The organism is Longitalea luteola (assembly GCF_017356035.1).
In the GTDB taxonomy this organism is placed as follows: Bacteria; Bacteroidota; Bacteroidia; order Chitinophagales; family Chitinophagaceae; genus Niastella; species Niastella luteola.
Genome location: NZ_JAFIQX010000003.1, coordinates 402828 through 429064, shown reverse-complemented (window position 1 = coordinate 429064; position 26237 = coordinate 402828). Strand labels below are relative to the sequence as shown.

The following is a 26237-nucleotide window of genomic DNA, read 5'->3' as shown; positions in this document are numbered from 1 at the left end:
AAAACCTCTGATATTGACAGGGTGCTTATTTGCCCTGTTTTTTTCCGTGTCGTGCAAAAAGCTCCTGGAGAAAAAAGCACAGAACATGGTGGTGGATGCCATGACCAGCGGAGAATGGATCGTTGAGCAGTACATGGAGGGCAGCAACAATATATCGAACCAGTTCCTGAACTATTCTTTTAAATTTTATGAAAATGGTACCGTAACAGGGACCATAAACAGTACTACAACTGATGGTACCTGGGAAGGAAATGTTACTGACTATACCATTACCTCGGAATTTCCATCGGCTACCGATCCGCTGAAAAAATTAAATGGTGTCTGGAAACTGAAGGACACTGACTGGGATTATGTAAAAGCAGAAAAGACAACAGCCGACGGACTAAACGTACTTACATTGCGCAAAAAATAAAACCGGAATACCTTATCCCCCAACGACGCTTATAATTTTTTCGTATCATAAGTTAACCTGGTTAATAAATACTAGCCTCACTCCTTTTAACCGACAACTTATCAACGGATAAGCTTCACCCAGAATATCCTATTTAATACTTCAGACGACAATCCGATTACCCCAGATCAACCTATTGCCCACAGCTGGTTAAGAACCTGATCTATCGTGGCTATGCAAAGCCATGCTGGTAATTTATATCCTGTTTACAGCGGTATAAAATTACCGGGAACAAGGTTTGCATAAATCGTTATTCTACGCTTGTGGGTAAGGCAGCCTATAAACCATAAAATAGTTTTGCACTTGAGTAAATTTGACCTTGCACCTTGTGATAACCGGATGCACTTGCCGGCTTGGCTCCATGCTGTAAATCTGCATAAGTTTTACAGAACGTGGTTTAGCTTACTATTTAGCCTGCTTTTTTCTTTTTACGGGTATGCACAGCCCATGGTGCCCGAATTTACCGCCGATGTAAGATCGGGGTGTGGTCCGTTGACCGTGCATTTCAGGGACTTAACCAGTGGTAATCCCAGGTTCTGGAACTGGGATTTTGGTAACGGCAGTTTATCTACCGCTCAGCACCCGGCGGTAGCCTATCATGCGCCGGGAACGTATACCGTTAAACTGGTTGTTCGCAATGCCGACGGAACCACGGGTATTACCAAAACCGATTACATTACGGTACATCCATCGCCGCAGGCATCTTTTACAACCAATTACACCACAGGTTGTGTGCCGGTAACGATAAAGTTCACTGATCTTAGTACTACACCCGTTGGCAATATTGTATCCTGGCAATGGGATTTTGGGGATGGAACCACCAGCACCGAACAAAGTCCTTCACACACCTATAATGCTTTAGGCTTTTATAATGTTTCGCTGACTGTTACCAGCAGCACCGGTTGTAAATCCACTTATACCGCAGGCAGATTAATACGCATTGTTGCAGGCGTTAAAGCTGAGTTCGAAAACAGCAAAGCATTGTCCTGCCAGGCTCCTTATAAAGATATTACGTTTAAAAATCTATCCAGTGGTCCGGGTAATATGACCTATCAGTGGGACCTCGGCAACGGCAGCAGCTCAACCGCTGCAAACCCAACCACCACTTATGCGAATGCAGGCACCTATAACGTAACCCTGACCGCTACCAGTGAATTCGGCTGTACCGGCACCATCACCAAACCGGTTACTTTTGGCGGGCCAACCACTGTCATCAAAGCGCCCGACACCATTTGCCGTAATGTAACCGCTGTTTTCATCAATGACGGCTCCGTTGCACCACAAAAAACGGTATGGGATTTTGGCAACGGCGTGCAAAAGTCAGGTATTAACGACAGCACCAGGTACACGGCGCCGGGTGATTATGTGGTAAAAGTGACCAATACTTATCCCGGTTGTATTGACTCAGCGAAAAAAAATATCCATGTACGCATTGGTTCCACCGCCGATTTTAAGGTGTCGAATGGCGAGGCCTGTAAACCACCCCTCAATGTAACTTTCGAAGACGCATCACCGACGCCGATTGCAAACTGGACATGGGATTTTGGCGACGGCAGCAGCGGTACCGGATCACCGGCAAACCATATGTATAATTCGGCCGACAGCTTTAACGTTACGGGTACATTTACCGACAGTTATGGCTGCCAGGGAACCGTTACCAAACCGGCTGTCGTTAAAATAAAGCCGCCCACCGTAAAGATCACCAATGTTCCGGCAGGAGGTTGCGTTCCTTTTACTTATACACCGATTGCTGATGTTACCTCTATCGACGGTATTGCCACTTATTCATGGGATTTTGGCGATGGCACTGTTATTACAGGAACCACCCCCAGCCCACCGCATACGTATAATACTACGGGTGCTTTTAATATCAAGCTCACTATTACGACTAACGGCGGTTGCAGCGTAACCGCTACCGAACAGGACGGGGTAAAAGTAGGTACACCGCCTGCCACCAACTTCAGTATGTCAGCCACAGATGTTTGTGCTTCTCAACAGGTGTCGTTTACCGATCTCACCCCCATGCCCGTAGATGAATGGTTGTGGGAATTTGGCGATGGCACAACTTCCAAAGCGCAAAATCCAACACATTTATTTACCGACTCCGGCACATTTGTAGTTAAACTCACTGCATTTAACAACCGCTGCGGTTTTCCAAGCACCGGGCAGAAGATCCATATTAAACCACCGATAGCCCTGTTTTCATCGCGTCCCAACTGCAGCAACCTGACTGTTAACTTTATTAACCTCTCAAGGACCGATCCTTCGTATGGCCCCATTAGCTACTCGTGGAATTTTGGGGATGGAAACACTTCTACAGACCCAAACCCGACCCATACTTATGCGGCGTACGGAATATACCCGGTTACGCTTACGGTAACCAACGGTGCCTGTACGCATTCCTTCGTGGAAACGCTCAGACTCGTAAAAGAAAGGGCTGGATTTACGGTTCCGTCGCCCGTTTGTAAAAACGCGAACTTCAACATTACCTCAACCAATACATCTCCATATATTGCAAAATATGAATGGTCAATCGACGGCGGTCCTTATGTAGCCGGTCCTGCTACGTATACTGCCAATATTGCCACTGTTGGGCAGCACAGCATTGGTCTGGTAATTACCGACGTCAATGGTTGTACCGATACCCTGGTGCAGAATAACATTGTGACCGTAACCGGACCAGTGGCGAATTTTACGCCAGCTGCTACTGGCGGCTGCAAGGATGCAACGATCGCCTTTACGGATAATTCCACCTCACCCTCAAGCACATTGGTAAAATGGACCTTCGATTTCGGCGATGGCAAAACAACGGATTTCACGAAAGCTCCATTTACACATCAGTATTCCGATACAGGAGCGTTTGTACCAACGTTAACGGTACAGGACGCCATGGGCTGCGTAGATACCTACAAGCTGCCTGACTCTGTTTTCATCTCAACGCTGGTTACCGATTTCACGTCGGATTACGACACCATTTGTCCCGCATCCAGCGTGCAGTTTACCGATGTCTCCGTTGGTGAAGGCCTGACCCATTTCTGGGATTTTGGCAATGGAAGCACGTCCACAGAGCAGCACCCCTCATTCAGCTATGGCGGCAACAACGCTACGTATACGGTTAAACTGGTCGTTACCGACCGCGGTGGTTGTAAAGACTCACTAATCCGTACCAATTATATCACCACTTTAAAGCCGGTACCTGCATTTAACATCCAGGATACGCTTACTATCTGCCCGCCGCTTGAAACCAAATTCTTCTTTAAAGGCGAGCATTACGAATCCTTTGAATGGAGCTTCGGGGATGGGTCTACCTCTACATTAAAAGATCCTACCCATTTTTACAATGCCTACGGAGATTTTACACCCTGGCTGGTCCTGACCGGCTATGGCGGCTGTAAAGATTCAGTCAGCGCCGGGGTGCACGTTGTAAATCCTGGTAATGTAACCACCTTTAACTACAGTCCGCTGGATGCATGTAATGAACTACTGGTCGACTTTACGCTGAAGCCCATTGCCGATATGAAATTTACGGTTCATTTTGGCGACGGCGCCCAGGATACTTCCATGGCCACCACCTATCAGCATTTTTATAAATCACCGGCATTTTATCACCCTTCTGTTCAATATACAGACAAACAGGGTTGTATTGCCGGCGTAAGCGGTCCGCCTATCAGGGTCATCGGCGCGGAACCATTCTTTGGGGTTGACAGGAAAAAATTCTGTGATTCCGGAATGGTTTTATTTACAGACTATACCATCGGTAATGACCCGGTAGTAACCCGTACCTGGAATTTCGGGGATGGTTCTCCCACCACTTCTGAGCAACATCCTGCTCACCTGTACCAGCGACCGGGCACATTCACCGTTTCACAAACGGTAACTACCCAGCAGGGTTGCAGCAAGACCATTAAAGACACCATCCGGGTTTATCGCACGCCCGATCCATATATCGTGGGTGACAGCATCGCCTGTATTAATGAAACGCTGAACCTGCAGGGCATGCTGCGCGTACCCGACACAGCCATTACCTGGAAGTGGAGCCTCAGCAACAATAACAACCTCACTACAAAGGACATTGCACTCAATTTCGAGAACAGCGGCAACTATACTGCCTACCTGCAGGCCACCAACTCGTTCGGTTGCACAGACAGCACCAGGAAAGAACTTTACGTACCCCCTATACCGTCTGTTACTATTAACGATGACCCGGTAATACCGGTAACTACCGGCGTGATATTACCTGTAACCTATGGGCATGAAGTGGAAAATTTCACCTGGTCACCAGCCAAAAATCTAAGCTGCACCGAATGTCCCACACCTTATGCGAATCCCAAATTCACCACTACCTACAAGGTGAGGGTAGAAGATCAATACGGCTGTACCAACAGTGCCGACGTTACTGTAACGGTTGTATGTAACGGAATGAACTATTTTGTACCCAATACCTTTTCGCCCAACGGCGATGGCGTGAACGATATTTTCGCACCGCGTGGCATAGGCCTTACCCGCGTGAACAGCATGCGCATCTTCAACCGCTGGGGAGAAATGGTGTATGAAAGAATGAATTTCATGGCTAACGATCGTACCCCCACCGGTGGCTGGGATGGCACCTATAAAGGCAAACCAGCCAGCGCAGATGTATATGTATATATCATTGAGCTTGTATGTGAAAATGCCGCTATCGTTCCTGTTAAAGGCAATGTAGCGTTGGTACGGTAGATAAGAAGAAGTAGTAGGATGCAAGAGAAGACTGACGATTGACGACTGACGACTGACGATTGACGATCAGCAACTGAGCATTAAATAAAAATAAAAAAACTTAAACATACCATGAGCACCGGCCGTAACTACAAACGATTCTTTGCCGGCATTATATTGTCACTATCACTGTTGCCTGCAACAGCACAGGACATCCATTTTTCGCAGTTCTTTGAAGCGCCCTTATTGCGCAACCCTTCTCTGGCCGGCATTTATACCGGTGATTACCGCATACAGGGTGTATACCGCGATCAATGGAACAGCATTACCAATGCATACAGAACAGGCTCGTTGAATGCTGAATATAAAATGCCAGTAGGTGTAGGTAACGATTTTATCACAACCGGCATCCAGGCTGTATTCGACAAAGCGGGTACAGTGGGTTTAACTACCACGCATATCCTGCCTGCACTTAATTATCATAAATCGCTGAGCGATGAAAAGACCATGTATTTGTCGCTGGGGTTTATGGGCGGACTGATCCGCAAAAGTATTGACGTAACCAAGATGACTACCGATAACCAGTACTTCGGAGGAGCTTATGACGGCAGTTTACCCACTGGCGAAAACTTCCTGACGCCGAACTATTCTACCTGGGACGCCAGCGTGGGGATGAGCTTTAATACCACCTTCGGGGAAGAACAGGCAAACAGTATGTTCGTTGGTTTTGCCTATCACCATTTAAACCGGCCGAAGAATTCTTTCTATCGCAACCGCAGTATTGAGCTAAGCCCGAAATATGTAGGCTCCGTTGGGGTAAAGTGGCGGTTAGACGATCTTTCAGCTGTTACGCTGCAGGCCGATCATTCTGTACAGGGCAGTTATGCTGAAACCATTGGTGGCGCTTTGTATTCCTACAACCTGGGCAGTGACCTGGATGGCAACCCGATGTACGTCTTAAGCGGCGGTTTGTTCCTGCGCTGGAAAGATGCACTGGTGCCCGTAGTAAAAGTAGAATGGGGTCATTTATCTACTGCTTTAAGTTATGATGTAAACGTATCGCCGCTCAAAACAGTCAGTATGGGCCGGGGCGGGTTTGAAATATCACTTAGCTACATCGGATTTTTACAACGCGATAACAGCAGTGAGTATAAAATGTTATGTCCTAAGTTCTGATAAAACAATTCTAAAAAGGAGAACTGGCATCCACCGGCTGGCGGATGCCAGTTCTTTTTATTTCGATACGGTGTAATTGCCTACTTCCTTACCATTATCATCGAGCATGGTCAGCCGTAAATTGCGGGCATCGGCCTGCAGCCTGATCAGCGTTCGCTGCCCTTCCTTCGGACCACCGCCAATAATGATCGGATACTGGTGCTGCTCTTTTACCGGAGGATGAACCCCATGTTTATGGGTATGTCCGCTAATGCACATATCAATACGGTACTTGTTAAAAAGCGGATTGAACAACTCCCGGCAATGCATGGTGCCATGCCAGTCGCCCGAATAAAAAGGTGGAATATGCATCAGCACGACGTTGAAGGCGGCTTTTTTAAAGGCCCGGCTCTGCATTACTTCTTGCAGCCACTGTTGTTGCTCCCGGCGATAGGCATCAAAATCAACAATACCGGCATAAACAGGCGTATCATCAGTTTTGTCCTCGCCGGTATCCAACACGGTAAAATGTACCGGCCCCCAGGTGAATGTATAATACTGGTTGCCCTGCGGGTTGCAGAAATAGTGGTGCAGGTCGCGGCTGTATTTTCCCCTCGTTTCGTGATTGCCCCTCACATACATAAAGGGTTTGGTACTGGCAAAACTGCTGATGCAGGGTTGCAGCATATGATCAACGATCTGCTGCTCATTGGTTTGATAATCGAATATATCACCGTTAAAAAATACAAAGTCATAGGGCTCGGCGCCATTCATTTGCACCAGGTGCGGAATGGAGTGCGGCCTGTCGTGAATGTCGTTCAGGATCAAACAACGCATGGTGTTCCCGCGTTCAGCCGGTGTGGTAAACGAATGTAGCTCGCTTTCCAGCGTATTGCCATAAGTAAGCTTGTACGGTTCAAAACCGGTAATTTCCTTTGAAACCACCCGGTAATAATACGTAGTTCCCGGCTTCAGGTTGTTCAATTTTATGCGGTTCACGCGGTTGTACGCATCTACCAGGCCGTTGGTAACGCTGTGCGCCTTTTGTCCCAGCGAACTGGTTTCACCGTATTCAACCCAGCTATAGGAAAGCAGGTTGGTTATGAACATTACCACCATCGAATCAGGAGCAGCGTACTGAAGGTATGGTGCAGCGGTAAAAATATGTCCGGCTGCCGGATCAGCAGGTGTCATGATGGGTGATGCGGCATGTAATGAGGAAGGCAGTAAACTGCCGGCCAGTGTGGCGCCGCCTAACCCGGTAATCGATTGTAAGAAATGGCGGCGGCTGTTGGTAAGGTTGTTTGTACTCATGTTATTGTAATTGCATATAGGACGTGGTAGCTGAAATATTGTTACAGGACGGAAGTCAGTCGTTAGAAGTTGCAGGTTGCAAGGAAATCGAAACATCTTTTTCTGCCCTGTAGCCTGAAACTCGCAACCGAAACCATTTAAAAGGCGCCTACTTCGAGCAAATGCGTAAAATGCGTATTGGCAAAACTGGAATCAACTACAAACCTGAAATATTTTGCCTGAACCGGCGTATGTAAATAGAAGGTTTGTTTACTATAAACATTCGGGAAGGTAAAGGTTCCGGTGTTTGTCCAGCTGTTGCCATCCAAACTCAGTTCAGCATGCACTTTTTGCGGGTTACCGGTAGCCAGGTTATTGCTGGGCACAAAGTAAAAGCCATGTACATTGAACGTGCCGTTCATATCTACTTTAAGGTAATGCGGATGCGCCGGTTTCGCCGATTTCCATTGGGTATGCCAGGTAGTAGACAGGTTATTGTCAAAGGCATTGGCAGCAATATTGGGCGCTTCCATAGAGGATGCTTCCAGCAAAATCCAGGTACTGCGGTTATACTCCTGGAATTCGCCCCTGATCTGAAAATAAGCGGTCCGCAAACCCTCATTCACCGGAATGCCGGCATCCGTTTGCTGAATGCTGATGGGTAATAGGTAATCCTTTGATGGTTCCAGTCCACCCACAGTTTTCACAGCCAGCCGTAATGGCGTGCTGCTAACCTTACCCGAAGGGATCTCCGTTTGCAGTGTTTCCAACTGGTAGCTGCCGTCAGGCAGTGGCGCAAAGCTGGTTCCATTTTTACGGTTAAAACTATCTACTAGATCGGGGTTCACGGCAAACTGCACATTGATCAATGCCGATTGATCGGCTACCCCGCCATACGCAGCGCCGAATATAATGTACTGCGTAGTATCGGCCATTATTAAGGAGCGTACGGCCGGATAATCGATGGCTTGCGGCATGTATATTTTGGAATATTGCGAGGGATTGTCGATCCCCTTTTTTTTGCAGGCCCCGAAACATACAACCAATAGTATGGCCGGTATATAATGAGTAAGTTTCATGAATGGTTATTTTTAATTTAAGATCATCTTGATTTCGTCGTCAATCGTCAGTCGGCAATCGTGAATCGTCAGTCAATCGTGAATCGACAAGCGAGAATCGTCAGTCGTCAATCGCCGATTCCTCAATAGCCTGCGTTCTGTGTTAATGCCTGATTTTTTTCCCGTTCGTTTTGCGGAATGGGGAACAGGTCAAACGCCGGACGATACACCCGGTTCTCCAACAGGAATTTTTCATAATTAAACAGATTTCCGCTTTTGGTTATGCGCATGCCATAGGCAGCGGTTCCCTCCTGTGCGCCTATGCGCCAGCGGCGCAGGTCCCAGAAGCGATGGGTCTCAAACGCCAGTTCTACCCGGCGTTCATGCCGGATGCGTTGCCGCATTTCTTCTTTAGATAAGCCTGCAGGTATTGGTGGCATCTTTACATTCTTACGGCCGCGGATCTGGTTCACAGCATCATATACACTTTGATCGGGAGCGCCCAGTGCCTCATTCTGCGCTTCCGCATAATTCAACAGCGCCTCGGCATAACGCATGAAGATCCAGTAGTGACTGCCTGGCCGGTACGAAGTGATCAGCGTCGAATTCTCATCCAGCAACTTGGCAACATAATAACCGGTTTTCGTAGCAGCAGCGTTGTAATTCAATCCATCCACACCACTGCCTACATACGTATTTATAGTGGCGCCCGCCCATTTGCAACCATTGTAAATGATCGACTGATAAAAACGGGGGTCACGGCCCACGTATGGATTGGCAGCATCGTATCCTGAGGTTGGGTCGGTGATATACTTACCATTGCTCATTTCATATTCATCAACCATGTTCTGCAAGGGCTGCAGGTTACCCCATCCCCCGCCCTGGCTGGGCGGCTGGGTATGGCGCACCCAGTCGTCGCTTACCACCCGCCAGACCTGGTTAACGGTGCTTTGAAAGATCACTTCCGGCGAAGTACGGGTATGAAAAAGCGTTTTATAATTATCATCCAGCCGGTATACATTCATATCTATCACCGCTTTGGCAGCATCGGCGGCGCGTTGCCATTTCCCGATCGTGTTATCGGGGTTATGCAACAGGCTGGCGGCATATAATAATATGCGCGACTTTAACAGTAAGGCAGCTCCTTTGGTGGCCCTTCCCAGGTTTTCGGTACTATGTACGGCCGGTAATAAAGCAGCTGCACTGTCACAATTGCTTACGATAAACTCAACCACTTCATCTTCGCTATTACGGGGTATTTGCAGGTCATCATCTATATCGAGTGGTTTTTCAATCAGCGGTACGGCGCCATAACGTTTGTATAATTCCGCATAAAAGAAAGCCCGTAAAAACAAGGCTTCGCCTTTCATCCGGTATTTGCCCGCTTCCTGTTTTGCATCATTGACCGGTAATGCATCAATATGTTGCAGAAAAATATTCGCCTTCCTGATATTCTGGTACGATCTGGCCCATGTATCAATGGGGTTATTGGTGGGTGAAATCAATCCGCTGGTGAAATTAATGGTGCCATAATTGAAGGTATAAGGACATTTGGCTTCATCACAGGCAGCGGCATACGTAAAGGAATATACCGGCATCCAGTCGCCGGCCCCTACTCCAGTGGCATAGATATTGGCCAGAAAAGCATCTGTTTGTACATAATCATTGAATAACTCTTTATCAGTTATACCTCCTGATTCCGCTTTATCGAGGTAGGAATTTACTTTTTTACAGGCCGCCATTCCTGTAAGTATGAGGCAGCCAAGCATCCATATATATATTCTATATCGCATTGTTGTAGGTTTGTTCGTTGAGTATTGCTGTACTGGCTTTTAAAAATCTGCAGACACGCCAAAATTCACTACCCGCAGTTGTGGATAAAAGAACCCTTTGCCGCTGGGCGCTTCGGGATCAAAACTGCCATTGCCCATTCTATCCCAGGTGTACAGGTTCATACCGTTGGCATATAACCGTACCGATGATATGCCGGTATTTTTTCCTATCCGTAGTTTTTTGAAAGTATAGCCTATTTCAACATTCTTCAACCGGAGGTAGGTCGCATCCTTTAAAAAGAAAGAAGAGTTCTCCTGGTGATTATTGGTGTTCTGCCCATAGTGCAGGGCCGGATAAGTAGCTGTTGCAGCAGTTTCGGGGGTCCACCGGCCCAGGTGCTGCTCCATTACTTTAGCGCCATTATAAAACTCCCAGGCGCCTTCATGGCTAAAGCGCACGGTGTAATTGCCTGCACCCTGGAACAATACACTTACATCAAAATTCTTCCAGCTTACACTGCCCGAAAGACCGTACAAAAATTCGGGCACTGAACTTTTTCCGATCGGTCCTTTATCATTGTTATCGATGACACCGTCTGCATTCAGGTCTTTGTATTTTATATCGCCTGGGATCAGGTTCCCAAACTGGCGGGCGCTGTTCAGGATCTCCTCTTTACTGTTAAAAAAGCCGATGGCGGTAAATCCAAATTCCTGGCCGATCTGGTGGCCGGTTGCCCGCAGGTAATCATACGGATAACTGATCTCATCTTTGAAAAGCACTTTGTTCCTTGCGAAAGAACCGTTTGCCCGCACCGAATACATAACATTTCCAACGCGGTTGTTATGGGTCAACTCAACTTCAACGCCCCGGTTAACCACCACGCCCATATTGGCCGGCGTAAGATTGCCCGGGCTAACGCCCAATATATCAGGAATGATGCCGCGGGTGATCAGGATATCGTTTCGCTTTTCACGGAATACATCTACCGTAACGTTCAACAGGTTGCGCCATAACCTGGCTTCCATTCCAACATTCAGCTTACGCGCTTTTTCCCAGGTAACATCGGGGTTCGACATGGCGCCTTCCTGCCGGCCGGGGATATAGGTCAGTTGATCGGTACCAAAACTGTAACCGCCGCCACTTATATATTCTGAAATGAACAGCCAGCGCCGGTTACCCAGTCTATGATTACCCGTTAACCCATAAGAGCCCCTTAATTTTAGAAAGTCGATCACCGAACTGTTTTGCAGGAACGCTTCCTGCGAGATCACCCAACCGGCAGAAACAGCCGGGAAAAATCCATAGCGTTTGTCCTTTGCAAAGTTGTCGGTGCCATTATACCCCGCATTGAATTCAGCAAAATATTTACTACGTAAATTCCAGGTTATTCTCGCTACCAATCCCTGTGTTACATAAGGTATAGTTCCACCTATTACCTGCTGCTGGCGGTTGGCCAGTAATAAGGCCGTAATATTATGCGCACCAAAACTGCGGTCATAATTGATGGAGAAGTCCAGCCAGGTACTGCGGTTCTGCGTAAAGCTGCTATCGGGCGCTTTCAATGGCGCATCAGCTCCGGAGAATGAATAACTCGAGGTATCATAGTAATCGCCACTGCCTTTGTACAGGGCGGTTCTCACTTCCCTGCTGCGGATGAAGCCCGACCGGGAATACCCGTCGAAAGAGAAATTTCCTTTTACAAACAAACCACGGGTTATGAAATCCAGCTTCCTGGTAGCGGTGAACATACCCGATAAAGAAGAATTGAAATACTGCCTGTACCCGGTTGTATTCACCAGGGCAAAGGGATTGCCGCGGGTGGTTCCACCATAAAAACCATTCGGGTATTGTATGGGGTAAGCATTGGGGGGTGTTTTGCCTAGGTAATTAAAAATATCATTTGTATTTACATTCGGCGTGTTCTGGTCTTCGATAGCGCCAAACAAACTCAGCCCTACTGAAAAATCCTTGTCAAAATCTATATCGATATTCGAACGGAAATTGTACCGGCGATATTTCAGGTTGGCATCGTATTGATCATTCTTCGCTGCTTTATACAACCCGTCCTGCTGGGTGTAACCGGCATTCACAAAATATTTTACCAGGGGCGAACCACCGCTGATATTGAAATTGGCCCTGGTCATTTTTGCCGGCTTCAACATTTCATGCATCCAGTCCACATTCGGATATTTATAGGGGTCAGCACCGGATTCATAGGCTTTCAGGGCTTCCTCCGAATAAGGCATCAGCGTACCATTGGGATTATCGTTCTTATACGCTTCATTAGCCAGTAATGCAAAATGATAAGCGTCCAGGTATTTTGGAATGCGGGTTGCCGACTGAACAGAACGTTGCACACTGGTAGTGATTTTGGGTTTACCTTCGGTGCCCCGCCGCGTTTTAACGATTATTACGCCATTGGCGCCTTTTACCCCATACAGCGCCGTTGCCGATGCATCTTTCAGAATGGTTATACTTTCTACTTCATTCGGGTCAAGGACCGACAGATCAACCAGGTTGGGATCTTTTTCAACGCCATCGATGGTCAATAATGGCGCCGTGCTGTTGAGCGTGGCTCTTCCCCTGATATATAGTTCCGGGTTATCAGCACCCGGCTCACCCGAACGTTGAACGGATATTAAACCGGGCAGGCGCCCCGTCAATGCATTGGCGATATTCGCGGCCGGACTTTGCTTGATCTCTTTGGTAGTAAGGGATGCAACAGCGCCTGTTTGCGCGATCTTTTTTTGGGTTTGACCAAAACCCAATACCACCACTTCGCCCATAGCCCCGGTACGCTTCATGGCAATGGAAAAATCAGTATTGATACCTACCGGCTCCCGAACCGATTCATAGCCTGTATACGTAAAAAGGAGGTGATCGCCGGGCTGCGCTTCAATGGTAAAGGAGCCATCCTCTTTGCTCATAACGCCCTTCCTGGTACGCTGCACCTGGACGCTCACGCCCGGCAAGCCTTCTTTTGTTTCGGCGTCGGTAATAACGCCCGACACCCACACACCCGTTTGTTTTTTTTCGGCAGGCGCCACCGGTGCAGACCGGGTTATTACAATGTAGCCGCTGAATTCTTTAAATGCAAGCGGTGTGTTCTTAAACAGTTGTCTGCATACATTTTCCAAAGCTTCATTCGTGAAGGATAACTTTGATACGTTGAACGACCGAACATCATCCTGCGTATAAGCGAAACTGATACCCGTTTCTTTCTGTAACTGTTGCAATGCTTTGTCGAGCGGCTGCTCGCTGAATGAGATGGTTACTCTTGTTTGCAATACGGTTTGCGCCTGACCGGCTACACCAAATACCATAAAAAATACCAACGTAAGCAGCCAGTGATGGTAACCTAAACAGGGCTGTTCAGGAATCTTTTTTTTCATAATTTCGAAACTTGTTTTTAAGTAGTAAATAGTTGCTACCAATGCAGGATACAGGGGCCTAATCCTGTGTCCTGTTTGCTTTTACGGCCTCGCCTGATATTGAGGCAGCGGTAGCCAAATGACCTGCGATCTAGTATAATAACCAGGTGACGGAATCCATTTTTTTATATTGATGATGGTTTAATAATGCCAGTACCTGTATCACTTTCTGTACAGGTGTATTTCTATTCAACTTGATGTTGTAATGCTGCGCTGCTACTGCCGCACTATTCGTTTGCAGGCGGATGCCGTACAGGTGCTCCATGGCCAGTTGCAGTTCGGTAAAAGGCGCATTGTTCAATTGCAGCTGGGTCTCTTTCCATGCGGCAGCCAGCCATACGGGCACAGTGTTCCTGGTAAATTCCCCTGTCTTTGCTTTTACGCTGATCTGTTTACCCGGCAGTAATATATCGAGTTGCTTGTCCTGGTGGCTCACAGCCACTTTACCGGTAGCAACGGTTACCTGTACTGTTCCTCCGGCCAGACCGGCTTGTACACTGAAAGAGGTTCCCAGCACTTTGGTTTGCACCGGTCCGTTCTTTACAACAAAAGGATGTTCAGCATCTTTTTGCACTTCAAAAAATGCTTCGCCTGAAACAAGTTCAACGGTGCGCGTAGGGTGATTGTATTGTTGGGTATCTACCACCAGGCGGGTGTTGGCTTTCAGCCATACTACGCTTTGATCGGGCAACACATAACGCGTTGTTTCGCCGGCAGGAACTGAAATGATCATCTGTTGCGCCAATTGTTTATGCGCTGCTGGCGCCGGCGACAATAACCACCAACCGGCGATACCTATTACAACAGCTGCAGCGGCCGCCCAATATAACCAGCGATAGGTAACTGATCGTTTATAGGGGGCTGGTTCCTGGTAGCCAGACCAGCTGGCCGCTTCCTGCAACAAGGCTTGCTCCATAGCCGAAGGCATGGGCTCCGTAACCGGTTCTGCCCATACGCCTTGCAGGTATTCATCAAAAGCTTCCGGGTTTTGATCGATCCATTCCTGCACCCGGGCAGCTTCTTCGGCCGGGCATTCACCTTTTAAAAATTTTTCCAGTGATTGTTTATCCATTGCAAATAGCTGTAAAGCGGTATTTGCATACTATCACGAACGAGCGAAGGAGAACCGGTAAGCGAAACGAAAGTTTTTTTCATCAGTCATTAAGTTATTAAGTTATTAAGTTCATAAGTTTATAAGTCAAATAACTGAATAACTGAATAACTGAATAACTGAATAACTGAATAACTGAATAACTGAATAACTGAATAACTGAATAACTGAATAACTGAATAACTAATTAATATTCATTTCCTTTCGTAAAAACTTCAACGACAGCCCAACCTGCTTTTCAACCGTGGCCGGTGAAATACCCAATTGGTCGGCTACTATTTTGTGCGAGAGCCCTTCCTGTTTAACCAGGGTGAAGATCTCCTTTCTTTTAGCGGGTAACTGATCGATGGTTGATTGCAATTGCTGCAACCGTTCTTTATAATGTATAAGCTGTTCAGGTGGTGATATCGCATCCGGCGGCGTGGTATCCTGTTGTTGCAGTTGGGTGATCAGCTGCCGCTGCCTTGTTTTTTTCCGCAGGTGATCGATCACTGCATTGCGGGCATAAGTGAACAGCAGCGGCAGCACATCGCTGGAATCATCTACGGCAGTTATTTTTTGCCAGAGGCTGGCGTAACAGTTCTGGATAATGTCTTTGGCATCTGTTTCATGCTGCGTAAGCTTCCGTACAAAATGATACAGGCGGTCCTTCGTTTCAAAAAAGATGCGGTTGAATTTTGCGGACAGGTCCACACGAGCATCAACTGTTTGGGTAGCAGGTAAGCCGCCCTCCATGTCTCCCGCCAATGACGAGGGGAGGTTAGGTGGGGGGCCATGTTTCCATAACGCTGTATCGTTCAGTGGGAGTTCCATGTTTTACATCTCGACACAAAGAAAACCAACCAATGTTATACAATTATTAAGTGTCTCATATACAGTACAAAACGAATAATGTTTTCATCAGGCAAGTTGCACAGCGTCACTAACTTAGTCTATTTCTTCAATTTCTTCACCTGGCTCAGCACAAAGATCGCGCAATCGTGTGCATTCAGTTCTCCCGTCAGTGCTTTTACAGCATGCAGTTGCCGGTTACCGAAAATTTCGCGGGCATTCCACTGGCCATGTATTTTTAATGAATCATTTAAATCGAAAGAAAAGGAGGCGGTACTGCTTTGCTTGTTAAGGATGCAAAGCGCATAGCGGTCGCCTGACAATTCTTTTTTATAGACCTGCCAGCCGTTTTCATCAGCAATTACCGCTGCCTGGTTGCCTGCAGCATCCTGGTCAATGGCAATCAATTCTTTATTTAATAAGATAGCCGCTACTTCCTTATCCATGTTGCGTACGTCGAGGTTAACCATCAATGGCGCTGCGAGCATACACCAGATGGCAAACTGGCTGCGGTATTCCGTAAGGGAACAGCCGGTGAAGCGGCCATTCAATGAAGAGGATTTGCCTTTACCAAACAAGCCGGTTACCAACAGGTCGGGATCATTCCAGCCACCGGGACCAGCAAATTTTTCCAGCCCCTTTTGCTTTTCAATCGTATTCATGATACCATTGTGACCGTTATCGTATTTGTCGCTCAGCCAGGTATCACGCATATCCCATGTGGTGCGCCATAAATGACCACCGGCGGCCCTTGCCCATAACCAGGGTTTACGCTGCCCCCATTCACAAATGCTGTAAACAATTGGCCGGTTGGTGTTGCGTAATGCATCACCCATTTTTTTGTAGCGGGTAAAAGCGGTTACCATATCGTCGGGCGCATTACAATAATCGTACTTGAGGTAATCGATTCCCCAATTCGCAAATGTTGTGGCATCGCGTTCCTCAAAATTATAACTGCCCGTTACGCCTCCGCAGGTGAGTGAAGCGGCATCGGAATAAATGCCAAGCTTCAGTCCTTTACTATGAACATAATCGGCCAGTGATTTTATCCCATTCGGAAAACGTACCGGATCAGGAAACAATTCATTATTCGCATTGCGGCCACCAACCCAAAAATCATCGAGCACTATATATTGATAACCAGCCTGGGCCATTCCTGAAGCCACCAGGGCATCGGCGATTTCCCTGATCAGCTTATCAGATACTTCTTCTTCAAATAAATTCCAGCTGTTCCATCCCATTGGCGGTGTTAAGGCAACGGTTGGTTGTGCTTTTACGAATAGCGTAAAGAGGGAAATGCAGGTAGTTGTTACAAGCTTTTTTAGGATCATACAATGAGCTTTCCGGGTGATGCGGATCAAACAGCAATGATTTAGAAGGCTTTCAACCAAATATAATTAACTGCGGCACAAAACAAACACGCAAACGTTTGTCGAAATTTTAAAATATCTGTGCTATAAACAGTACAAACTGAATTACCGGGTACACTTATTGTAATACAGATATTGGCTAGATCTCCTCCTGCGAACCCTTTTCCTTTTTTTGAGCAACCAATTATATTCTCCAATATCTGCCTGCCCGGAAAACTAATCCCATACATTTTTCAGAGTCGGTATTATTATTCGCTGATAAAATCTTAAATTTAATAAACATGAGAATCCCGGCAGCGATACAGACATCCCGTCGTCCGCACCAACCAAACGGACTATCGTTAACAATGATTATGGCCATTGTTGCCCTCAGTTTTTCTTCTCCTGCGTTTACCCAAAGCAGATATGACTGGCGAACGAATATTGATCAGGTGATCCATGAAACAGACAGTATTTCCCTAAAAACGCAACGTACTTTTTACCTGAATAAAATATTGCGGAAAGACGAACCGCTGAAAGAGACCTGGTATTATACCAGGCACAACAATAACATCATTGTTTTTGAAGTCCGGTACCGGATTGATTCTCTGGAATATACCGAAACATATTATTTGAACAGGGGGCGGCTGATCTGTATGGAGCTGTATGAGACCGATTTCCTGTCGTATTATGAAGATGAAATAAAACATGGCGAAGTGTTCTTTTTCGACCACGACATGCTGATTCAATATGTTACCGTTGGTAATGGACTAACGGATCTGTCGTTCCGTGATCCGCAGTACGAACCATTACGCCGGTTCTATAAACGGTACATTGAACTTCAAAAGAACATACTTTCGTTGGCAACGAACTGAGAACGTAATGTGATAATGTGATAATTAGCTAATGTGATAATGCATTCTATGCATTATTCCTCAGTTTTTCGAAGCTCAAACGAGAACAAGCGGTAATTCATAATTCCATAATGTGATTATTGACTAATTTGCGAAGCGATAAAATTGCGGAAGGCCTGCGGTTTTCCATTATCAAATTATCACATTATCAAATTATCACATTATGTATTCCGCTCCTGACTTTACCTTATTCGATTCCGCAAAAAATCCCGTAAGTCTGCATGACTTTAAAGGCAAAAAAGTAGTGTTGTTATTCTTTCCCCTGGCCTTTAGCAGCGTTTGCACGAAAGAGCTTTGTTATGTACGCGATAACATGAGCTTGTTTAACAATGTTGACGCCCAGGTCCTGGGCATCAGTGTAGACTCATTATACACGCTGGCAAAGTTCAGGGAAGAGCAGGGTCTTGGTTTTCCGCTGTTAAGCGATTTTAATAAAGAGGTATCTAAATTGTATAACGCCTTATATGACGAATTTAGCTATAACATGAAAGGGGTATCCAAAAGAGCCTCGTTTGTGATTGACCGGCAGGGAATGATCCGTTATGAACAAGTGCTGGAAAAGGCTGGAGAGCTGCCAGACTTTGAAGCCATCCAGAAAACTTTGGCTTCAATTGATTGATTACGATCAATTAAAATAATATTAAAAACTTGTTTGTGAACAAAAATGTAAGCGGAATCCCCTATTGCAAGCAGGTTTATTGCTAAAGGAGTTGTAAATTTGGGTAAAAGGGAATATCTTGAGCGATAACTGTAAAATATCATCGTGCATGAAGATTTTTTACGCATTGTCCATAATCCTTTTATTGGCTTTACAAGTGAAAAGCCAGGATCGAAATCCCGGAGGAGATCCTGCGCCCACGATTGTAAAGTTTTACCCTAACCCTGCTACTTCATTTATTACATTCGACTTTCAACGCGGATACGATAAATCACTCAACCTGCAAATCTTTAATTTCATCGGCAAAAAAGTTCAGGAGATCACCAACGTTTCACCCAAAACCACGGTTAACCTCAACGACTTTTACCGCGGTATTTATATTTTCCAGTTAAAAGACAAGAACGGGAAAGTGGTCGATTCCGGAAAATTCCAGGTTTCCAAGTAAGAACGAACTGCAACTTAATTATCATATAAAGGGCCGACGATACCGTCGGCCCTTATTTTTTAATAAGTTAATAGTTTTAAATGGTACGTTTAAAACTATTACTGACCCATTTATAGCTACTAACAGGCCGCCAAAAACGTTTGAAGGCCTGTTTGTAGCTATAAACCATACGCCAAAAACTTCTGGAGGGCCGTTTGTAGCTACAAACCATGCGCTAAAAACTATTAACGGCCCATTTCAAACTATTAACGGCCCATTTCAAACTATTAACGACCCATTTCAAACTATTAACGACCCCATTTTAAACTATTAATCATACACCACAAACTCCCGGAGACCTGTTTCCGGTTCTAAACCATACGCCACAAACTTTTCCGGTATTGTTTCCAGCTATAAATCATACACTACAACTTCCCTGTTTTGAAGCATCCTTTTAAAGCACCTGCACGATCAAAAACTTTAAATAATGGGTATTCTCCCATTCCCATACGATCGGGTGGTCGGCCGACTGGGTTTGAAAACTTACCTGCCGGATCTTTCTTCGGGCGTCCTTCGCAGCCAACTGAATGATCTCCAGGAACAGATCGGGCTGCACCAGGTTGGTACAACTGGAAGTGACCAGGAAGCCGCCGGGTTTTACCAGCTTCATGCCCCGCAGATTTATTTCTTTATAGCCGGTTATCGCTTTCTGAATATTATCCCTTGTTTTCGTAAAGGAAGGCGGGTCGAGCATGACCACATCATACTGCTTTCCTTCGCGCGCCCAGGCTTTCAACACATCAAACGCATTCATACATTCGAAGCGGCAGATCTTATCTACCCCGTTCAGGGCTGCATTGCGGTTCGCCTGATCTACGGCGTTTTGAGAAATATCCAGCCCCAGCACCGATCTGGCGCCATAATGGGCTGCATGGATCTCAAACGTACCCGTATATGTAAAGGCGCCCAAAACATCGGCGCCCTTCACGATATGTTGAATAGCACGGCGGTTATCCTGCTGATCGAGGAAGTAACCGGTCTTTTGACCGTTCTCGATATCAACATGGAACTTCAATCCGTTCTCCTGGATGAGGATCTTTGTATCAAACGGGGCCGATAAAAACCCTTTCTGCTGGGGCAAACCTTCCAGTTCACGCACCGGCACATCGTTCCGTTCATAGATGCCTTTGGGTTTAAATATTTTTTCCAGCGCTGCTACTATGGCTGGTTTCCAAACGTCAATGCCCAGCGCAAGGGTTTGAATGACGAAATGATCGTTGAACTTATCGATGATCAACTGCGGCAGCGAATCTGCTTCGCCGAAAATAAGGCGGCAATTCTCTACATACCCCAGCTGCTGCCGGTATTGCCAGGCTTCCAGCAGGCGGTTATAGAAGAACTCCTCATTTACCACCTCCTCTTTTTTACGGGTAAGCAGGCGCACCAGGATCTGGGAACGAGGGTTGATATAGCCTTTCCCGATAAACTTTTTATCGTGGGTATACACTTCTACGGTATCGCCGGGATTCACGCCCTCCGGGGCCTCATGCACTTCGTTGGCAAAGATCCAGGGATGCCCATTGGCCACCCGCTGACTGATCTTCTTTTTTAATACTACCTGATTCATTCGCGCAAAAGTAATACTTTTTGGCCCGGCCGGAAACGAACAAGCCGCCCCATCCTTCGATTGCGCTCAGGAGGGAACGGCTTGTCAAAAACAAATTATCGCTTGGTTTTAGACGGATCAATACCCCACATTCTGCTTCAGATTGATCTTTCCGGTTGCATTCTCAATATCTATCTGCTGTTGTGGTATCGGATAATACTCGTTCTTTTTGGGCGTGAACGTAGCCTGCTGGTTGATCGCGAAAATGGTAGGCCGTTGTTTCTCCGCCGCGGCAAAGGCATTCAGCTCTGGCGCCATGACCGTTCCCGTACCATTATCCCAACGGGCCAGGTCGAAGAAGCGCTGCCCTTCCATGGCCAGCTCCAGCTTTCTTTCGAACCGGATGGCTTTTAATGCATACGCCTTGTTACCAAAGGCGCCGGCCGGATATGGCTTTATATTGTAATTATCGGCCGGGGTCGTTCTGGTAATATACCTCCCACTGCCGGCATCATAATCGCTGTTCTTATATACCCAGCCGTTGGCATCGGCGGCACGGGCCCGCACATGATTCACGTAGGCAAGCGCTTTGTCGGCGCTACCCACTTCTATTTCACACTCAGCAGCCCACAATAACACATCGGCAAAACGGATGATGTTTACATTGTTGGCCGTGATCTGCGTGGGCCCCCAGAAACTGGTTTCGGTTGATGATAACAGGTTCTGCTGTGCTTTGGCATAGGCATTTTTCTTGGGACTGAAATAGCCATTCGTTGCCTGGTCGCGGATCCAGGTGTTCTGGGGTGTTGGGCCCCAGTCGAGATAAGGAATACCCGGGCGGCCCATTGTCCAGTCGATACGCGGATCGAGGGTACCTGCATAAGGCGCGGTTGGGTCGCTTACATTGGGCGAATTGTTATAGGTATCGAAGAGCGGCAAGCCATCGGCGTCCGTCTTGTACGAATTAGCCAGTGACACTGTGGGGTTGTTGAACCCACAACAGCCACCGGGACCTGCACTATTCGGAAAATTCAATGCATCGCCATGGTTACCGTTGGTGCCGGAACCATCGTTTACAGAAGCCTGGTAAGCAAAAATAGATTCGGCACTGTTATCGGTAGCCGCATTGAAATTGTCTTCAAAATTCACCAGTCTGTAGGGTTTGCCGTTGGTTGTTTGTCCGTTACCTGAACCTCCATATGCAGCGGGAATGATCTTATCGAACTGCGCTTTTGCCTGCGCAAATTTGTGTTGATACAGATATATTTTTCCGAGATACGCTATAGCGGCCGATTTGTTAACCCTTCCTGCCTGGGCCTGGGTTTCCGGCAGGTTATCTACAGCAAACTGAAGATCGGCTTCTATCTTTGGCCAGATATCTATAAAGTTTCCTGCCTCATCAATATTCGGCACATTCGTGTTCCTTGCAGCAGTAGTGATGGTCTCATCAACATACGGCACATTCTTCCACATTTTCTTTACCTCAAAATGAAAATGGCCGCGCAGGAAACGGGCTTCACCTGCCATCACGTTTTTCTCAACATCCGTCATATCTGTAACCTTGGGCAAGGTGCGCAATACCTCGTTGGCACGCTGTGCGCCATCATACATGGCCTGCCATTTCTGATTAAAATAGGGATTGTTGGTATTGTAAGCCCAGGTCTCTATTTGTACGATATCGCCCTGGTCGCTTGGGGTAGAACCTTTATAGGAATCGCCACCGGCCACACTGCCGAATACCCAGTTGGAAGGACCGGAAGCCCAGTTGTTACCAGCAGCGCCACCCATACCGCCTATCATATGGTAAGCACCAATGAGCAAACCGTTTGCACCCGCCTTGTTTGTTAACTGGTCGGGGTTGAAAGCGCCCAAAGGATCTTTGTCGAGGAAGTTCTTACTGCAGGAAGTTATGATCAGCAACAGCGACAGTAACGAAATCGCCGCTGTATAGCTGTATGGAAAAGGATTACGTTTCATTTTGCTTTGATTTCAGTTTTAAAAAGATACGTTTACACCCACGTTGTAGTTCTTCTGGTTGGAAGGATAGTTACCGAAGTCGATACCGAAGTTGGTATTATCCCGCAGGTTCGAGGTGGTCAATTCCGGATCGAGCCCTGTATATTTTGTTATGGTGAACAGGTTGGCAGCCTGCACATACACCCTCAAACGTTCAATGCCCAGCTTTTTGATTTTCGCTGTTGGAATATTGTACCCTAATACCATCGATTTGCAACGGAGGAAAGAACCATCTTCGAGGTAATAGGAACTGAACTGGGTGGTAGTACTGAAGTTGGCGCCACGTTCGAGGCGGGGCACTTTGGCATTCAGGTTGGTGGGTGTCCATGAATTGTATACGGCATCTTTACTAATAGCGCCATCGAACACCTGTGGGAAATCGGTCCAGTAACGAACGTAGTTGATCACATCATTACCTACAGATGCATAAAAGAAAGCCGAGAAATCAAAACCTTTATAAGAAGCGTCTATGTTCAGGCCGGCTGTGAATTTGGGATTGGGGTTACCAAAGAACACGCGGTCATTGGCATCTATTTTACCATCACCGTTGGCGTCCTGGAATTTCAGGCGGCCGGGCGCTGCGGCTTCCTGTGTAGGCGACTTGCTTACATCATCGGCGCTTTGGAACAGCCCCAATACCTTGTATCCAAAGAATGCACCCAAGGCCTGGCCCGGCTGCAGACGCGAGAAAGCACCAAAGCGATTGGAACCGGTACTTACCTGGTCATAATATTTGATACCTTCCGGCAAACTTTTCACTTCGTTCTTGTAGGAAGTGAATGTACCGGTAATATCAAAGCCGAATTCATCTATGTTACCATGATAGGTAGCCGAGATATCGATACCGGTATTTTGGATATTACCTGCGTTCACAAAGGCGGCTGTAGCGCCACCTCCGGTGGCCGGCGCCAGCGGACGGAACAACAATCCACTGATCGCCTTCTTATACCATTCAAATGAAAAAGACAATTTATTATCCAGCGCCACGGCATCAAAACCTATGTTGGTAATAATATCTTCTTCCCAGGTAGTGGCGCGGTTACCGTTCTGACTGGCATAAATACCCAATGCAGAGGTGTTATTGGCGCCGGTTATATCATAATAAGAATTGGCTGCGATCTGGGTATAGAGGTCAAATGCGTTGGTTGGGTTGATATTACTGATGGAACCCAGTTTACCCCAGCCGCCGCGCAATTTTAATTCATTTAACCAGCCTATGGTTCCAAAGAATGATTCGCGGGAGATCCGCCAGCCGGCTGTAACGCTAGGGAACACACCCCATCGCTGGCTTTCGTCAAATACCGACGAGCCATCACGGCGTAGCGTACCACTCAACAGGTATTTATCATCATAGTTATAATCAACCCGCCCAAACTGTGAGTACAAAGCAGTTTGGACCGGTGTGGCCGGATTATTTCCATCGATGCCGATACCGTTGTTAATGCTCAGGTTCCCTGTTACCTGCCCGCTGGGCGGACCAAACAACAACGTCCACAAGGCTGGGTTAACGGTAAGGTTACCGGCATTGGTCAACGGGTAATTGGTGCGCTGCCCAAAGAAACCGCGCTGATAATTCTCAATGGCCTCCGTTCCCACCAGCACTTTCAGGTTGTGGTTACCGAATTGATTGTTGTAAGTTAATGTGTTGGTCCACGTCCAGCTGCTGTTATACATCGAGAACTCTGTGAAGCTGTTGGGGTTCTTATTGTTCTCGGCATTTTCATAAGAAGTATACGCGAACGTATGCCAGTAGCGATTATCGAAGAAACCGCCAAAGCTGGTGCGTGCAGTAAAATGTTTTAACAGATCCACCTCTGCAAACACATTACCCTGCACCTGCCAGTCATTGTCCTTGTTATTGGCAGTGCGTTTCAGGTTGGCCACCGGATTCTGCGCATTTCCCAGCCCCTGGGAACCGGTGCCGGCAAAATTACCCATGATATCATACACCGGTATCAGCGGGCTTTCGCGGTAACTGTGTGAAATAGGATTGCCTTCGTTCTGGTTGCCGTTCGTTAATCCCGGGTTCTGGCGATAGAACACATAGGCGTTCTCCCCAATGCGGATCTTGTTATTCAGGTTAAAGGTAGTGTTGATGCGGGCCGAATACCTTTTCAGATAGGTTTCTATCAGGGTGCCCTGCTGATCGAAATAACCTACCGACAAAAAGAAAGTAGACCTGTCGTTGCCCGATGACACTGCCAGGTTGTGACTGGTGATAGGCGCCGGCTTAAAGATCTCATGGAACCAGTCGGTGCCTTGTTTGTTGGTCCTGGTGATCTGGTTTTCGTACAGCTTGTACGTAGATGGGTCGGTGTTAGGATCGCCTTCCATCGCAGCGGTAGGTGTAATGTAATCGGGAATGACCGGTGTTTGTCCGGTACCCAATTGTTTGTGCCCGGGCGTTAGTCCGCTGTTGATATAACCCTGTTGAATGGCATTGGCGGTTTCCTGGGTGTTGGCAATATTAAACCCGTCTTTCAATGGCCGCTGTGTGCCATAATAGGCATCGTAGTTCACGCGTACTTTGCCCGACCTGCCGCGCTTGGTGGTAATGACAATTACGCCATTTGAACCACGCACACCGTAAATGGCGGCAGCACCGGCGTCTTTCAACACCTGAATAGACTCAATATCATTCACGTTCAGGTCGTGCATGGTGCCTTGTGTACCGTCGATGATCACCAGTGGATCGGTAGATCCTACGGATGTGATCCCGCGCACCCTGATATTACTGTTACTGCCGGGCAAACCAGAAGTAACAACGGTTACCCCGGCTGCCTGTCCCTGTAACGCTTTTTCAGGCGTGCCGGTCGGGATCTGACGCATGTTATCTACTTCTACGACCGCCACAGAACCGGTTATGTCTTTTTTCCGCTGTGCGGTATAACCGGTAATCACCACTTCATTGAGATTGGAAGTAGTTGTTTTCAGTGACACGGTCAGGGTGAGATTATTGCCAACCGGCAATTCGCTTGGCTCGTAGCCAACAGAAGAAATGACAAGGACGGCAGAAGTGTTTGGAACGCTGATGGAAAATGAACCTTCTGCATTGGTTTGCGTAGCAACGTTTGAGCCTTTCACCGTTACTGTAGCGCCTGTAATAGGCTGATTGTTGGAGTCAGTTACTTTGCCCGTTATCGTTTTTAATTGGGCAAGAATTGTTGTGGCGGGTAATAGCAATACAATGGCTAGCCACAACCTAACAGTTAGCTTTGAGGGCATAATGATGATTTTTGTGTAATGTTTGGTTGTGAAAATCTTATGAACTAATATACCTATTAATCGAATTCCGGGAAATAAAAATCACGCATTTGATATACCGTTAGGATTACAGAAGAAGGCCTTATTTTTAATATGTTTTACGTGTTGAGAATTAACATAATCCATTAATTGTATAACGTAACGTATATCAGTAAGCTGTTTTATTTCAGAGAATCCGGACTAAAAATATTTTATTTAGAGAAAGATG

General features: G+C 46.9%; 16 protein-coding genes. 6 read left to right on the top strand and 10 right to left on the bottom strand.

The features are described from left to right. The first annotated feature begins 13 nt into the window (after positions 1-13). The 3 genes from JUB15_RS10280 (at position 14) to JUB15_RS10240 (ending at position 6322) form a co-directional block, all read left to right on the top strand. Positions 14-412 carry a hypothetical protein gene (locus JUB15_RS10280; RefSeq protein ID WP_207512380.1) on the top strand — a complete coding sequence of 133 codons (399 nt, stop codon included), beginning with the start codon at positions 14-16 and terminating at the stop codon, positions 410-412. A 486-nt stretch (positions 413-898) separates the two neighbouring features. Then, positions 899-5167, top strand: a complete 4269-nt coding sequence (locus JUB15_RS28420) for a PKD domain-containing protein (RefSeq protein WP_305068219.1) — start codon at positions 899-901, stop codon at positions 5165-5167. A gap of 111 nt (positions 5168-5278) precedes the next feature. Continuing rightward, the gene (locus JUB15_RS10240; protein ID WP_207512379.1) at positions 5279-6322 is read left to right on the top strand and encodes a PorP/SprF family type IX secretion system membrane protein; all 1044 of its coding nucleotides are present in this window, start codon (positions 5279-5281) and stop codon (positions 6320-6322) included. Positions 6323-6379: 57 nt separating this feature from the next. Here JUB15_RS10240 and JUB15_RS10235 read toward each other — a convergent pair whose 3' ends face one another. From JUB15_RS10235 to JUB15_RS10205, 7 genes are all read right to left on the bottom strand, one after another. After that, on the bottom strand, positions 6380-7615 hold the full coding sequence (locus tag JUB15_RS10235) for a purple acid phosphatase family protein (protein ID WP_207512378.1): 1236 nt from the start codon (positions 7613-7615) through the stop codon (positions 6380-6382). Positions 7616-7752: 137 nt separating this feature from the next. Beyond that, positions 7753-8673 carry a BT_3987 domain-containing protein gene (locus JUB15_RS10230; RefSeq protein WP_207512377.1) on the bottom strand — a complete coding sequence of 307 codons (921 nt, stop codon included), beginning with the start codon at positions 8671-8673 and terminating at the stop codon, positions 7753-7755. A 122-nt stretch (positions 8674-8795) separates the two neighbouring features. Next, on the bottom strand, positions 8796-10445 hold the full coding sequence (locus JUB15_RS10225) for a RagB/SusD family nutrient uptake outer membrane protein (RefSeq protein WP_207512376.1): 1650 nt from the start codon (positions 10443-10445) through the stop codon (positions 8796-8798). 39 nt (positions 10446-10484) lie between these two features. After that, a complete protein-coding gene (locus JUB15_RS10220) occupies positions 10485-13817 on the bottom strand; it encodes a TonB-dependent receptor (protein WP_207512375.1) in 3333 nt (1110 codons plus the stop codon). Between the two features lie 130 nt (positions 13818-13947). Continuing rightward, positions 13948-14928 (bottom strand): FecR family protein, encoded by a 981-nt coding sequence (locus JUB15_RS10215; RefSeq protein ID WP_207512374.1) that lies wholly within the window; start codon positions 14926-14928, stop codon positions 13948-13950. A gap of 222 nt (positions 14929-15150) precedes the next feature. Next, positions 15151-15780: an RNA polymerase sigma-70 factor gene (locus JUB15_RS10210; protein ID WP_207512373.1), complete on the bottom strand. Its 630-nt coding sequence runs from the start codon at positions 15778-15780 to the stop codon at positions 15151-15153. Positions 15781-15899: 119 nt separating this feature from the next. Next, positions 15900-17129 carry a glycoside hydrolase family 27 protein gene (locus JUB15_RS10205; protein WP_207512372.1) on the bottom strand — a complete coding sequence of 410 codons (1230 nt, stop codon included), beginning with the start codon at positions 17127-17129 and terminating at the stop codon, positions 15900-15902. A gap of 320 nt (positions 17130-17449) precedes the next feature. On the opposite strand from JUB15_RS10205, the gene JUB15_RS10200 reads away from it, so the two are divergent. The 3 genes from JUB15_RS10200 (at position 17450) to JUB15_RS10190 (ending at position 19164) form a co-directional block, all read left to right on the top strand. Next, positions 17450-18022, top strand: coding sequence for a hypothetical protein (locus JUB15_RS10200; protein WP_207512371.1), 573 nt, complete (start codon positions 17450-17452; stop codon positions 18020-18022). A gap of 202 nt (positions 18023-18224) precedes the next feature. Then, positions 18225-18680, top strand: a complete 456-nt coding sequence (locus JUB15_RS10195; protein WP_207512370.1) for a redoxin domain-containing protein — start codon at positions 18225-18227, stop codon at positions 18678-18680. Between the two features lie 148 nt (positions 18681-18828). Beyond that, positions 18829-19164, top strand: coding sequence for a T9SS type A sorting domain-containing protein (locus tag JUB15_RS10190; protein WP_207512369.1), 336 nt, complete (start codon positions 18829-18831; stop codon positions 19162-19164). Between the two features lie 433 nt (positions 19165-19597). Here JUB15_RS10190 and JUB15_RS10185 read toward each other — a convergent pair whose 3' ends face one another. The 3 genes from JUB15_RS10185 to JUB15_RS10175 all read right to left on the bottom strand — a co-directional run bounded on the left by JUB15_RS10185 (position 19598) and on the right by JUB15_RS10175 (position 25990). Next, positions 19598-20770, bottom strand: a complete 1173-nt coding sequence (locus tag JUB15_RS10185; RefSeq protein WP_207512368.1) for a class I SAM-dependent rRNA methyltransferase — start codon at positions 20768-20770, stop codon at positions 19598-19600. 117 nt (positions 20771-20887) lie between these two features. Then, positions 20888-22726 (bottom strand): RagB/SusD family nutrient uptake outer membrane protein, encoded by a 1839-nt coding sequence (locus tag JUB15_RS10180; RefSeq protein ID WP_207512367.1) that lies wholly within the window; start codon positions 22724-22726, stop codon positions 20888-20890. A gap of 18 nt (positions 22727-22744) precedes the next feature. Beyond that, positions 22745-25990, bottom strand: coding sequence for a SusC/RagA family TonB-linked outer membrane protein (locus JUB15_RS10175; protein WP_207512366.1), 3246 nt, complete (start codon positions 25988-25990; stop codon positions 22745-22747). Between the last annotated feature and the right edge of the window lie 247 nt (positions 25991-26237).